Consider the following 13,485-nt stretch of genomic DNA (forward strand, 5'->3'; position numbering starts at 1 on the left):
AGTCATTAGCATTACGGCTTTTGGATTAGAACTTTGATTTTTTTAACGTTAAGGACTTTTGAATAATGAAATATACATTTGTCATCGTCGACGATCATCCTCTATTCCGTGGCGCCCTAAAGCTCGCGTTAACGTCAAAAACTAATGATGTCGAGATCGTTGAAATAGGCGATTTGGAAAGCGCGAAAGCATACATCCAAAGATCTTCAGACATCGATCTCGTGCTTCTAGATCTATCGTTGAACGGCATTGGTGGACTAACTGGCCTTATCAGCTTGCGCGTGCTGCAACCAATGGTTCCGGTGGCAATTGTTTCTGCTACCGACGACGCGGTCACAATTCGTGCTGCTCTGGCACTCGGCGCTGCAGGCTTCATTTCCAAATCGTCCAGCCCCGAAACCATCAACGAAGCTGTAAAAACTATACTTGAGGGACAAATCTGGTCGCCGTTGGTGGGCGACGAAGTTGGGGAACTGGACCCAGAAATCGTTGAACTTATATTGTGCATGCGAAAGCTGACGCCGCAGCAAGGTCGGGTGCTCGCGATGATGGCCGATGGTATGTTGAACAAGCAGATTGCGCATGAACTTAACGTCTCGGAGGCGACTATCAAGGCGCATGTGTCCGCCGTGCTTTATAAACTCGGCGTCGAAAGTCGGACTCAGGCCGTTATCCGGTTGGCGCGCTTCAAAGAAGAGGTGCTTCCAGTTGAAGCGCCGACGACCGGACTTCACTAAATTTGCCGTGGATTATTCCGCTGCAATTGCCTGACTGAAATGCGAGAGCAGTGCGCGCAGGATAGCAGGGCGCACGGGTTTATTGATAATCGAAATATCCTCTAGCAACGCGCGTTCCCGCACGTGATTCGAGCGATCAGCAGTGATCAATGCTGCCTTGAAATGCCGCTGCAAGTGCTTGCGGGTACTTTGAATGACGTCGAGTCCGTTTTCTTCGTCCAGATTATAATCCGCCAAAATAACGGCTGGGATTGCTACAGGGTTTTCGACGCAATAGGTTAGCAAAGTCTTTCCGCTTTTGAAGGGCAAGACCTGGCAGCCCCAAGTCGTCAGGAGTTCCTGCATGCCGGCAAGCGATCGCTCATTGTCGTCGATGCACAGGACTGTAAGCCCGGTCAGGACGCTAAAAGGTTTTACCGTCTGTGTTGCTTCGATCGTGGGTAGAACCGGCACGTTTGAGGCTACCATAGTAACTGAAAAAACCGATCCTTTGCCGACTCTCGATGTGACAATGATCGACAGGTCAAGGATCTTTGCGATGCGCTCGACAATGGAAAGCCCAAGACCGAGGCCATCGGATTCTTTCATCCCTTCCGGCAACCTCGAAAACTCGCGGAATATATGATCAAGCTTGCCGGGGGGAATACCAATACCAGTGTCGAGAATTTGCAACTCAATGGATTTGCCACGCCGTCGCACTCCAACCAAAATCTTTCCTGACCGGCAATATTTGATGGCGTTCGACACCAGGTTCTGAATGAGCCTCCTCAAAAGGTTGCGGTCCGTCGCAATGACTACCGAACTGGCAACTATCCGCAGATCCAGGCCTTTTTCTCGCGCTGTGGCTGCAAAATCCCGCGCAATTTGTTGCAATAACGCATCGAGACGAAAAACAGAAATGACGGGCTTTAGCGCACCCGTATCCAATCTTGAAATGTCGAGGAGTGCGCTGATGATGGACTCGACCGCTTCAAGCGACGAATCAACGTTGCTGGCGAGCTCCTTTTCGCGCGAATTTCCAAGCTGCTCCATCAAGGAAGAGGAGTAGAGGCGGGCAGCATTCAATGGTTGGAGAATGTCATGTCCAGCATCGGCAAGGAACCGCGTTTTACCGAGATTGGCTTCTTCGGCTCGTCGTTGAGCCTTTCCTAATTGTTGATTTGCCAGCGTAAGCTCTGCCGTACGATCGCGTACACGCAACTCCAGTGACTCATTGGTCTGGCGCAACAGATTGTCGGCGTTAACTGCATTTGTCACATCGGTGAACGTTGTCACCAAGCCGCCATCTGGTATCGAGTTGGAGCGGATTTCGATCGTCTGGCCGGTTCCTTTAAGCTTGATGCGCCACGGAGCTGAAATGTCGGTAAACTGTTCAGTGAAGGTCTTATTCGTAAAGTCCGCGAGATCGTCACGCTCATATAGATACGAGAGTATGCGGTTAAGGGGAGTGCCCATCCGTTGCAGCTCTTTTGGAAGGTCGAGGATGAGGCGGAACTGCGTATTCCAGCAACTGAGCCGATACAGTCGATCGAAGACACTGATGCCCTGATCCATCTGGTCTAGCGCAGTTTGTAAAAGGTGGCGGTTCTGCGCTAGCGCGTCAGTCGCGTGATCAAGCAAGATCTGAGCACGACGCTGGGCTGGGCCGGTGGGGCCCATAGCCAAGGAGAGGATCATACGCGCCGAAGGTGAGCCAACAATGCCCGATAGCAACTGCTCAGCGAAGTGTACAGTCTTGAAATCTGCTGCATCACCACCCTCGAGTGCGATATTTTCCTGCTTATGAAAGGATTTGAAAGCGAGGTCGGTTTGTTCGTTGCCACTATATTTCGATATTGTCATTTTTAGCTGATCAACGGTCACACTCGGCTGGAGACTTCCGACAGCATTCATCGACAAAGCGGCGTCCGCAATAAATATCGATGCCTGGATGCGTTCAAGTGGAGTGGCGCTTCTGGAAAGCGAGCCGGCGATAAAGAGCGTGATGTTGACCGATAAGCTCCAGAACAGGGAGTTTATGTAGTTGCTGGCCTCTAAGCCGAACAGGGCGTGGGGTCGGAGGGCGGCTAGGCCGAACGGACCGTCTACGACAATTGATGATCCGGTGTCGAGCATGGTTGGCAGCACCATTGTGTAGGCCCAGACGCTGAAGCCAGCGACCATCCCCCAAATCGCGCCCCTTGCAGTGCCTCGACGCCAGAATAGCCCGCCAAGTAGCGGTGGTAGAAGCTGCATCATGGCTATGGCCGAGATCAGTGCCATAACAGCGAAATCGACACGAACAGAGACAACGAACTGATAGGCAAATGCTGCCACAAGAATTCCTATGAGAGCTGCTCGTCTCAAATTGGGGATAATCTTGGTGAAATCCTTTGCAATCTCAGGCGAGTTGATATTTGCCCGCCTAAGTAGTACCGGCAGGATAAGATCATTTGAAATCATGACCGAGAGTAAAATCGAAGGGGCGACTATCATAGTGGTTGCGGCGGGTATGCCCCCAACAAAAGCTATAATGGCTAGCCAATACTGTCCTGCGGCCAGAGGCAGCGAAAGAAAGTAAAAATCTGCGGATACTTGTGCTGGAAGGACCATCGATCCGATTGCGGAAATAGGTAATACGAATATGCCGATAACCAACAGGAGTAGTGGAACAAACCACCGAGCCATGGTGAGTTCGGAAGCGCCTCGGTTCTGGACGATCGTCAAGTAGAATTGGTTGGGCAGCAACAAGACGGATGACGCGCCGATCAATATCAGGCCGATGAAATTGCCGGCTGACATATGTTGCTGGAGCGCAGGTATAGCGGGTTGATTCGCTATAAGTTGGGTAAAAATTTCAGTCGGTGAACCAAATAGAAATGTAACTACGGCGATTCCGACCAGCACGAAGCTGGCGGATTTGATGACGGTATCAACAGCTAAGGCGTGGATGAGCCCCTCATATCTTTCTTTGAAATGCGGCGAGCGCGCGCAGTAAAAGACTGTGAATAGACCGACACCGATCTCTACTGCGACAATAAACAGATGCAGCTTATGCTCATCGAGAACGTCATTGGGATCAAAAACGCCGCTCAAAACGTCAATCAAGTAATGGATCGCTGTCATTTGCAGCGAAATATAAGGGATGAGGCCGATGGTGGTAATGACAGTCACCAGTGCAGCGACGGTAAAACTTTTGCCGTATCGCGCGCCGATGAAGTCCGATATCGATTTGATACCTTCTGATTTTGCTAACTGGACGATCTTGCGCAGGAGCGGAAAGCCCAGGGTGAAAACAAGAACGATGCCAACATAAAGACCGGCAAACTCGATGCCGTGCTTCGCGGCATAACTGGTGGATCCGTAGTACATCCAGGAGCTGCCGCTCGCAGCCAGACTCAAGGAATAAAGGAGTGGGCGCGACGTGTTGCTCTTCGCTTCAGTCTGTTGATCAGCCGACTTGATCACCCAATACTGTATTGAAAAGTAAACTATTACGACCAGTGATGCAGCCAAGGCCATCATGGGCCAAAACCTTCCGTCATCTTCCGTTAGCCGCTTCCCATCCAAATGAACTTTAGGTCAGCCGGAACTAGCATAATGTGCTGAGGCGACCCCTAATACTGTTAGAAAGAGCAAACACTCTCTTAATATTCTAAAAACTTCTGTTACTGTCTCTTCGTGCATCACAGCATCGCTAGGGACAGTTTCGCCTGCAATAACACACAATACTGGAGAGTGGCATATCATGCTGAAGGAATTCAAAGAATTTGCCTTGAAGGGAAACATGGTTGATCTCGCCATCGGCGTGATCATCGGTGGCGCTTTCGGCAGGCTGGTCGAGTCGATAGTCGCTGATCTAATGATGCCAATCATTGGCCTGTTGACGGGTGGTATTGATTTTTCCAACCTCTACCTCCAGCTTTCAGGCGCACCCGCTCCAACATTGGCGGCCGCCCGAGAAGCCGGTGCCACGATCGCTTATGGCAATTTCATTACGCTTCTTATCAACTTCCTGATCATAGCCTGGGTTTTGTTCATGGTAGTCAAGGCCATGAACCGCTTCAAAAAGAAGGAAGCGGCGGCCGATCCTGCGCCTGCGAAGGAAATCCTCATTCTTACCGAAATCCGTGATCTCCTCGCCAAAGACAGATCGAAGTAGTAACGCCAGAACACCTAGCCGGCCCATCATTCGAACTGATGGAAACATCACAAATATACGCGTGCCAACAGCACCCCATTGCGCTACGCCTTTCACGATATTAGCGGAGTAGCGGAATGGGTCTTTTCGAGCATTTGCGACATGAGGCAGCGGTTGCGCCTGAGAGCGGCATCGTTGCGGTGATGAATCACGGCCGGCGTCAAGAAGGTGTCATTCCGCTGTGGGCCGGGGAGGGCGACCTACCAACGCCCGACTTTATCCGGAACGCTGCCAGTAATAGTCTCGCCAATGGCGAGACATTCTATACGTGGCAGGCTGGTATTCCCGAACTGCGCCTGGCCCTTTCCGACTATTACAAACGGCATTTTGGCGCAAACCTTCCCGCTGAGCATTTTTATGTTACCGGCTCCGGCATGCATGCGATTCAGCTTGCCATTCAGGCGACGGCAGGTGCGGGAGACGAAGTTGTCTATCTTTCGCCGGCGTGGCCGAATTTTGCCGCGGCTGCAGGTGTTGCCGGTGCTACGCCGGTCCCCGTTACACAGGATTTCACGAGCAATGGCTGGACGCTCGATACCCAGAAGATCCGCGATGCGATCACTTCACGGACCAAGGCGCTATTCATAAACACGCCGTCCAATCCAACGGGCTGGACGGCGGACGTCGAAACGCTAAAGGAAATCCTGAACATTGCGCGTCATCATGGCTTGTGGATCGTCGCAGACGAAATCTACGCGCATTTCTACTATGGCGCCCGTCGTGCCCCATCGTTCCTTGATGTGATGGACCCAGATGAACGCGTTATTTTCGTCAATAGTTTTTCGAAAAACTGGGCGATGACCGGCTGGCGCATAGGTTGGCTAACGATACATCCCTCGCTTGGCAAAACGTTGGAAAACCTCATTCAATATTCGACCTCCGGCGTTGCCCAATTCATGCAGCGTGGCGGTGTTGTGGCGCTCGAACAGGGCGATGATTTTATCCGCATGCAGGTGGAGCGGGCGCATCAGGCGCGGGACATTCTTTGTGCGAAGCTTGCGGCAACGGGCAGAGTGCGCTTGGCGCCGCCGGCTGGGGCATTCTATCTGCTGTTCGGCATTGACGGAATTACCGATTCTTACCGCGCGGCCTTCGATATCGTCGACCAGGCAAAAGTTGGGCTTGCGCCGGGAACGGCTTTTGGCAACGGAGGAGCAGCCTATCTTCGTCTTTGCTTTGCCAGACGGATCGATCAGGTCGAAGAGGCTGCCGCCCGTCTTGCGGAATGGATATCTAAACGCTGAAGCTGGCGTTAACCGCCGGCTTTGGAGATAGCGAGCGTGACCACGCGGTCACTGTTCTCAATAGATGGTGCGCTCTCCTTTGAGAAAGGAATGCCCAGCGCCGTCCAGACCTCGACCAGTGCATCCTTCAACTCAACGACGAGTTCGTTCGAGTGGAACGGCGTCGGCGTGATACGCAAGCGCTCGGTACCGCGCGGTACAGTAGGATAGTTGATCGGCTGAATGTAAATGCCATGCAGGTCCAGTAGACGGTCGCTGGCCTTTTTGCACAATTCAGGATCGCCGACATGGATTGGGATGATGTGTGTCTCAGATTTCATAACCGGAAGATTGGCCTGCGCCAGCACATCTTTGGTAAGTTGTGCCTGACATTGATGCCTGCGCCGCTCTTCCTGAGATACTTTGAGGTGCCGGATAGATTGCGTCGCTGCGGCTGCGATAACCGGGGGGAGTGCTGTCGTGAAGATGAACCCAGGCGCGTAGGAGCGTACAGCGTCGATCACGCTTCTGGGACCGGCGATATAACCGCCTAGTGTGCCGAAAGCCTTGGCCAGCGTACCTTCGATAATATCAATACGATGTGACAAACCTTCGCGATCGGTGATGCCTCCGCCCCGATTGCCATACATGCCGACCGCGTGAACCTCGTCGATGTAGGTCATTGCGTTATATTCTTCTGCCAGGTCGGCAATGGCAGCGATAGCAGCAATATCCCCATCCATCGAATAGACCGATTCGAACACAATCAGCTTCGCGCGTTCCTTGCCAGCGGCCTTCAAGAGCTCTTCGAGGTGGGCGAGATCATTGTGGCGAAAAATCTTCTTTTCCGCACCGGAACGGCGCACACCCTCGATCATCGAGGCGTGGTTCAGCTCGTCGGAGAAAATGAGGCAATTTGGCAAAAGCCGCGCAATGGTCGAAATCGAGGCTTCATTGGAGACGAAACCGGAGGTGAAAACCAGACCCGCTTCCTTCTGGTGTAGATCAGCCAGCTCTATTTCGAGTTCCACCAGCGGGTGGTTATTGCCGGAGATATTGCGCGTGCCGCCTGCACCGGAGCCCATGCGGCTCGATGCGTCATGCATTGCCTTGATGACGTCGGGATGCTGCCCCATGCCGAGATAATCGTTGGAGCACCAGACAGTAATTTCCCGGATATTGCCGGCGTCACGCCAAAGCGCACGCGGAAATTTCCCAACGATCCGTTCCAGATTAGCAAAGACCCGGTAGCGCTTTTCAGCGTGCAACTGGTCAATCGCGTCTTCGAAAAACCGACGATAGTCCATGAATTGCTCCTGTATCATGAACTTACTAGCGTTTTTGCCAGCCAAAATCCATGACGAGATTATGGGCAATTTGCCACGGTTACAGCGAAACTCTCTTCACTAATTGTATAAAGCGCAGGCGAACGGTCAAATAGTGCCGAAAATGCGTAAACGGCTGACGCCGCCATCAGGGAATATATTGAGACGTACGTGACTTACTCGGTTTGCTGACACAAGATCGTTTGAGCTGAAGTCATGAACGGCATCCATGGAAAGTTTCTTCTCAGGCAAGATTTCCTGCCAGAACATGGAGGACGTGACGATCGACTGGGAAAGCCCGCCGGATACCGGTCCGAGATCGGCTCCATGGATAGAGCAGCGATCTGGATAATTCCCCTTATAATGCGCTGTGTCGACAACAACGCGGCTTATCTGACCGGGATGGCCGAGTTGGACGATGATCCAATCATTGCCAGGCTCGCGGCGTCGGCGAGTTTCCCATCCATCTCCCATGTTGATGCCTCGGCCCGGAGACAAAAGCCGATGTAATGCGCCGTAATGGGCATCGGAATATGCAACGACACGTCCGCCGTTTAAAGCGGAGGCAAGGTCTATTTCCTCATTGACGGGAATTTGCAACCAGTCACGCCATGGCTCGCCATACACCCGTAGGCGCGCAATGCCGCCATCTGGGTAGATAAGCAGACGAAGATGTGTCCAGACGCCCTTGTCAGCGCACACAAAAAAATGGTTGCTCGACGGTCCGAGTGGGCTTTGCGGCAAGAGTTCGGACCAAACGGTAGCGTCAGTCGGCTCAGTCTCGGATATGCAGGCTTCGATTGAACAAGCGGGTGGATAATTTCCGGTAAAATGGCTGGTATCGATGTCGAAACCATGGATGATTCCGGGGGCAGCCAGCTTGATGACAGCAAAATCATGGCCGGGGCCACGCTTGCGGCGGGACTCCCAACCATCCATCCATTTGCCGTGATCATCGTATTTGTCCGGAATGAACACAGCCGGTGCATCGAAAAGCATCCGCTCTACTGGAGCGAAAAAATCGTCAGTGGCAAAAATGGCTTGGGCACCTAGCCCGGCAGAGGCAAGATTTATACGGTTCGTTGCAAACTCGGGCAGTATTTCGTGGGAAGACACCATTGTTGCAATTCGTCCTAAAAAGCTACTGTATCTCGATTTACGTTGGTAACGAGCTTTGCACACCTGTTTAAATGCGGCAAGATGACTGCAAGACGGCATAAATGGAGATTAAGGGGCTTTGGCTATGACAGTGTTAGTGACCGGAGGCGCCGGATATATCGGTAGCCATATGGTCTGGGAGTTGCTGGATGCTGGTGAGTCTGTGGTCGTTCTTGATCGACTCTCCACAGGATTCGATTGGGCTATACCTAGCGAGGCAAAGCTCGTTGTCGGCGATATCGGCGACCAAAGCCTGGTCCGTGAGACGATCGAACGCAACTACGTCGATGCAGTCATTCATTTTGCGGGTTCCGTGGTTGTCCCGGATTCAGTTCGCGATCCGCTTGCCTATTATGAGAACAATACATCAAAAACCCGGTCACTAATCGAATCAGTCGTAAAATCCGACGTGAAGAATTTCATCTTTTCGTCGACAGCAGCGGTCTATGGCGATGGCGGGATGACTCCGGTCACCGAGGATGTTCCGACTCAGCCGCAGTCCCCTTATGGTGTGTCGAAGCTAATGTCCGAATGGATGCTCCGCGACACTGCGGCCGCGCATGATTTTCATTATACCGCGCTGCGTTATTTTAACGTCGCTGGCGCCGATCCAAAGGGCCGGACGGGCCAATCGACCAAAGGCGCAACGCACCTGATCAAGGTTGCGTGCGAGACAGCCCTTGGAAAGAGACGCTACATGGAAATCTTCGGTCATGATTTTCCAACGCCAGACGGCACATGCGTCCGCGACTACATCCACGTCAGCGACCTCGTTGCGGCGCATCGACTGGCTCTTGAGCGGTTGCGGGAAGGTGGCAGCAGTATGGTCGCCAATTGCGGATACGGCCGCGGGTATTCGGTGAAGGAAGTAATCGAAAGCGTGGAGCGCGTGCATGGTTCGCCCATCGACGCACGTCTGACCGGTCGGCGGCCCGGCGACGCGGCTTCCATTGTCGCCGATAGCGGCAAGGCCCGGGCTAATCTTGGTTGGGAACCCAAGCTCGATGATCTCGACAAAATCGTTGAATCTGCCCTTCGGTGGGAAAAATCTCTTCAGCATCGCAATACCAGTCGCTGAAAACGCTGCTTTTCCTTTGATTCCGCTTCCGGCGGCTTCGCAGATTGGAAAACTGTCTAAGACTAAAGACTGCGTCGCAGCGACACATTGCTTTAGGCCTCTTAAGGTCCGAAAAGGGAACTTGTTCGTAGTTAATGGGTTTAGTCTACGAAAGAAAGTTGGAGTTTAAGCAACGATGGACGGCATTAACCGGCCCAACGAAAAAGAACTTTCAAGGATCTTGCGACGACAAATCTCCCAGTCGTCTTACAGATCGGCAATTCGCGCTGCAGGGATATACAAAGTCGACGAGACAGTTCCTGAAAGCCTTCTTGATCAGCTCAGACGGCTTGATGAAGCCGAAAGGAATCGGCGCGGTTAATCGCAGCCGCTACATAGAAGATGAAAAAAGAGGCGGGCCAAAGCCCGCCTCTTTCACGTCCGGCGCAAACCCTTAGGCGGCGAGCGCCAGATCATCAGTGTGATCAAGGGCCGAAGAAATCGCTTTGGCTTCAGCTTCCGGTCCCATGGCAACGCCTTCGATGCGAATTACCTCGACATCGCTCATACCGAGAAAGCCGAGTGCTGTCTTCAGGTAAGGGGTCGCATGGTCGAAAGCCGCGGCCGGACCATCCGAGTAAACACCACCAGATGCGATCACTACATATACTTTCTTACCAGTTACGAGACCCTTCGGGCCTTCGGCGCCATAGCTGAACGTCCTGCCGGCGCGAGCAATATGGTCGATCCAGGCCTTGAGCGTCGACGAGATGTTGAAGTTGATCATGCCGGTAGAGATGACGACGGCATCAGCAGCGAAGAGTTCGTCTACAACTGCGTCAGATACGCCGACAACATTTTGTTGTTGGACAGAACGGGACTCGACGGGGGTGTAGATGCCCGAAGCGTAGTCAGCATCAATATGGGGAAGGGGGTTGCTCGCGAGGTCGCGGGTAACGATTTTCGCACCAGGCGTTTTCGCCTGCAGTTTATTGGCGAGTTCCGTTGCGACGCGAGTTGAATGGGAGGCGGCGCCACGTGGGCTCGATGTAACGAGAAGTATGGAAGACATAGCCTAAGTTCCTTCAGTTGATTTGTCTCGTTGACAACAATTCGATTGCTGTAATTTGGTTCTCGACATCCATTTAGAAAACTGGGAAAATATCGATCTAATCCATCTAAATGATCGATAGGTGTGGCGATGCAACCCAACCCTACCCTTGACCAACTTCAGGTCTTTGTTGCCGTGGCCGAGACGGGCAGTTTCTCGGCAGCGGCACGGAGGCTTAATCGTTCGCAGTCCGTCGTCAGTTATACGATCGCCAATCTGGAGGCGCAGTTGGAGCTGCAACTTTTCGACCGAAGTGGAACCCGCGAACCGCGGCTAACAGAAGGTGGAAAAGCCATGCTCGAGGATGCGCGACGCATGGTTTCGGTCTTGCAGAGCTTGCGCGCGCGGGTCGAGGGATTGAAGCAGGGGCTCGAGTCAGAAGTGGCGGTTGCCGTCGACGTCACGCTGCCTTCGCCTGTTCTGACGGCAGTACTCAAGTCGTTCCAACTGCAGTTCCCAACCGTGAGCTTGCGCCTGCACGTTGGTGCACTTGGCATGGTATGGGATCTCGTGCTGAAAAAGCAGGCCGATTTCGGCATTGGGGGTCCGCCGTTACTAGCCTATGACGAGCTTGTATCCGTAAAGGTCGGGGAAACTGCGATGACACCAGTTGCAGCGCCCGATCACCCTCTCGCTCTTTACGAGGGACCAGTGCCTCTTTCCTTCATACGCGACCACGTGCAACTCGTTGTCACCGATTTGAGCGAACAAACGAAGGGCCGGGATTTTGGCGTATTCGCCTATAAGACATGGCGGTTGACCGACGTTGGAACCAAGCACGAATTGATGCTGGCGGGCCTGGGCTGGGGTGGTCTGGCGAAATGGATGGTCAAGGACGATCTCGCCGAAGGGAGGCTCGTACATCTCGACCTTGAACCGTATCCGGATGCTTCCTATCCCTTGCTTGCGCTCTATCCGGTAGAGAGCCCCCTCGGACCGGCAGCTACTTGGCTGGTTGACCGCTTCAAGCAGGAATTGGCTAAGTTCGAATGATCGGTTTCAATCATTGACAAATGTCATGACGTCATGTTGTTTGGCATTATGTGGTATGAAACAGATATTGTAGAAGGCCGGACGCCAATGTGGTCGCAGATTGCAGAGCGACTGCGACGGGCAATCGAGGACGGCACCTTCAGGCCGGGCCAGGCGCTGCCGGGTGAGGCGGAACTCAACCGCCGTTTCGGCGTGAGTCGGACGACCTCGCGTGCGGCGCTCGACTTTCTGGAGGCGGAAGGATTGATAAGCCGCAAGTCCGGTCGCGGCTCGATTGTCATTGAACCGCGCGTCGAACGACCCCTAAATCGTCTTTCATCTTTTTGCGAGGACATGGGGGTGAGGGGCCTGAAGCCCAGTTATCGAACACGGTCACTGAAACTTACGCTGGCGAGTGAATTCGTGGCAACGGAGTTGAAAATTGCCATCAATTCTCCAGTACTCGAGATAGATCGCATCCTCCTGGCGGATGAAAGCCCGATGGCTACATCGCTGACGTATCTCGCTCCTGTGGCATTCGAACGGTCCGGACTGCCCAAGGTCACTGCTCTGGACAACGGATCACTTTATGGCTGGCTCAACGAGGCTGCAGGCGTCGCATTGACCGGCGGCCATGAACGAATCGAAGGGGCCATTGCCGATGCCACTACCGCTAGAAGCCTCGGACTAAAACAACCGGCCGCGGTTCTGGTTTGCCATCGCACGTCGTGGAATTCGGCAAGGCAGCCCGTCGAATATGTCGTCCTGCACTATCGGGCAGATCGATACAGCTTCCAGGTTGGTCTCGCCCGTTCATAACGACGATGGTGCGACCGCCTCACTTTAACCGCATGCAGAAAGTATCACCATGACCTCGCAACCCAAGTCCATCTATCGCGCCAAGCCGAACGCCATCCAGGAAATCTTCAGCCGGCGCAAGGCCGTCATCGGCGTGATTCATTCGCTTCCGCTGCCGGGCTCTCCGAATTATGATGGAGAGCCGATGGAGGATGTTGTCGCTTTCGCCGTGGCGGAAGCCGGGCGTTACAAGGTCGGGGGTGTGGATGGTCTGATTGTCGAGAATCACGGCGATATCCCTTTTGCCAAGCCGGATCGCCTTGGTCCGGAAACCGCTGCTGCTATGGCAGTCATGACCGATGCTGTTCGCCGCCATAGCGGCCTGCCCATCGGCGTCAATGTTCTCGCCAACGGGGCGGTTCAGGCGCTGGCAGTGGCCAAGGCTGCGGGTGCAGCGTTCGTTCGCGTCAACCAATGGTCAAATGCCTATGTCGCCAATGAAGGTCTGATGGACGGACCGGCAGGCGAGGCAGCGCGTTATCGGGCGTGGCTGCGCGCTAAATCCGTTCGCATCTTTGCCGATGTGCATGTGAAGCACGGCGCTCACGCTATTACAGGCGATCGCACCATCACTGAACTCGCACGCGACAATGAGTTTTTCGATGCCGATGTGGCCATCGCCACCGGCCAGCGCACGGGCGATAGCGCCACGATGGAGGAACTGCAGACAATTGCGTCCGGTACGTCGCTGCCGGTTGCCGTTGGTTCCGGCGTTACACCGGATAATGTCGGTGACATTTTTACTGTTGCTGACGCCGTGATTGTTGCAAGTTACCTCAAACACGAGGGCGCTTGGTGGAACCCGGTCGACCCGGATCGGCTGCAGGTCTTCATGCAAGCTGTCAAGAAAGCGCGGAGCTGACG

Annotated in this window: 11 protein-coding genes; 7 read left to right on the plus strand and 4 right to left on the minus strand. The window is 53.6% G+C overall.

Going from position 1 to position 13,485, the window contains the following annotated elements:
* The first annotated feature begins 65 nt into the window (after window positions 1-65).
* Window positions 66-737, plus strand: coding sequence for a response regulator transcription factor (locus PHA01_RS00600; protein WP_271892607.1), 672 nt, complete (start codon window positions 66-68; stop codon window positions 735-737).
* A 12-nt stretch (window positions 738-749) separates the two neighbouring features.
* Here the strand turns inward: PHA01_RS00600 and PHA01_RS00605 are convergent, their stop codons facing one another.
* Window positions 750-4,241 (minus strand): hybrid sensor histidine kinase/response regulator, encoded by a 3,492-nt coding sequence (locus PHA01_RS00605; RefSeq protein WP_271892609.1) that lies wholly within the window; start codon window positions 4,239-4,241, stop codon window positions 750-752.
* Between the two features lie 223 nt (window positions 4,242-4,464).
* Here PHA01_RS00605 and mscL point away from each other — a divergent pair, with 223 nt between their 5' ends.
* A complete protein-coding gene (mscL, locus tag PHA01_RS00610; protein WP_271892610.1) occupies window positions 4,465-4,878 on the plus strand; it encodes a large conductance mechanosensitive channel protein MscL in 414 nt (137 codons plus the stop codon).
* A 116-nt stretch (window positions 4,879-4,994) separates the two neighbouring features.
* A complete protein-coding gene (locus PHA01_RS00615; protein WP_271892612.1) occupies window positions 4,995-6,161 on the plus strand; it encodes a pyridoxal phosphate-dependent aminotransferase in 1,167 nt (388 codons plus the stop codon).
* A gap of 8 nt (window positions 6,162-6,169) precedes the next feature.
* Here PHA01_RS00615 and hemA read toward each other — a convergent pair whose 3' ends face one another.
* The gene (hemA, locus tag PHA01_RS00620; protein ID WP_271892615.1) at window positions 6,170-7,447 is read right to left on the minus strand and encodes a 5-aminolevulinate synthase; all 1,278 of its coding nucleotides are present in this window, start codon (window positions 7,445-7,447) and stop codon (window positions 6,170-6,172) included.
* A gap of 126 nt (window positions 7,448-7,573) precedes the next feature.
* Entirely contained in the window at window positions 7,574-8,584 is a 1,011-nt protein-coding gene (gene alc, locus PHA01_RS00625) for an allantoicase (protein WP_271892617.1), read from the minus strand.
* A gap of 124 nt (window positions 8,585-8,708) precedes the next feature.
* Between alc and galE the strand changes: the two genes are divergently transcribed.
* Entirely contained in the window at window positions 8,709-9,701 is a 993-nt protein-coding gene (gene galE / locus PHA01_RS00630) for a UDP-glucose 4-epimerase GalE (protein ID WP_271892620.1), read from the plus strand.
* A gap of 433 nt (window positions 9,702-10,134) precedes the next feature.
* On the opposite strand, the gene PHA01_RS00635 is transcribed toward galE, so the two are convergent.
* Entirely contained in the window at window positions 10,135-10,752 is a 618-nt protein-coding gene (locus tag PHA01_RS00635) for an FMN-dependent NADH-azoreductase (protein ID WP_271892622.1), read from the minus strand.
* 129 nt (window positions 10,753-10,881) lie between these two features.
* Here PHA01_RS00635 and PHA01_RS00640 point away from each other — a divergent pair, with 129 nt between their 5' ends.
* From PHA01_RS00640 to PHA01_RS00650, 3 genes are all read left to right on the plus strand, one after another.
* Window positions 10,882-11,784 (plus strand): LysR family transcriptional regulator, encoded by a 903-nt coding sequence (locus tag PHA01_RS00640; protein ID WP_271892625.1) that lies wholly within the window; start codon window positions 10,882-10,884, stop codon window positions 11,782-11,784.
* Between the two features lie 87 nt (window positions 11,785-11,871).
* Window positions 11,872-12,582 carry a GntR family transcriptional regulator gene (locus PHA01_RS00645; protein ID WP_271892628.1) on the plus strand — a complete coding sequence of 237 codons (711 nt, stop codon included), beginning with the start codon at window positions 11,872-11,874 and terminating at the stop codon, window positions 12,580-12,582.
* 49 nt (window positions 12,583-12,631) lie between these two features.
* Window positions 12,632-13,483: a BtpA/SgcQ family protein gene (locus tag PHA01_RS00650; protein WP_271892631.1), complete on the plus strand. Its 852-nt coding sequence runs from the start codon at window positions 12,632-12,634 to the stop codon at window positions 13,481-13,483.
* Window positions 13,484-13,485: the final 2 nt, after the last annotated feature.

This window comes from Candidatus Phyllobacterium onerii, from assembly GCF_028331445.1.
In the GTDB taxonomy this organism is placed as follows: Bacteria; Pseudomonadota; Alphaproteobacteria; order Rhizobiales; family Rhizobiaceae; genus Phyllobacterium; species Phyllobacterium onerii.